A 243-nucleotide genomic window follows, 5' to 3' on the forward strand; every position below is an offset into this window, starting at 1 on the left:
TCTGGAACCACGACGTCCTGGCCCGGCCCGTGCTCGAGCGCCTCTTCGCCGTTCTCAGCCCGGCTTGACCCTCGGCTTGCGCGCGCGTGGCGGTGCGCCACCCGTCTTCGCCGTCGTCTTGGCCTTGCTCCCGCCCGTACGCCGCTTCTTCTTCCAGGGCGCGCCCTTGCCCGCCGGCGGCGGTCCGCTGATGGTCAGGGTCAGGCCGAGACAGCGCTCCACCTGCTTGCCCATCCAGGCCGA

The 243-nt window shown here is 72.0% G+C and carries 1 protein-coding gene; it reads right to left on the bottom strand.

Annotated features, from left to right (window positions below; translation table 11 throughout):
* Nucleotides 1-54: 54 nt before the first annotated feature.
* The coding region (locus FS767_RS22530) for a hypothetical protein (protein WP_144968298.1) at nt 55-243 on the bottom strand (189 nt) is incomplete at its 5' end.

Source organism: Pseudomonas sp. DE0010, from assembly GCF_007680745.1.
Lineage (GTDB): Bacteria > Pseudomonadota > Gammaproteobacteria > Pseudomonadales > Pseudomonadaceae > Aquipseudomonas > Aquipseudomonas parafulva_B.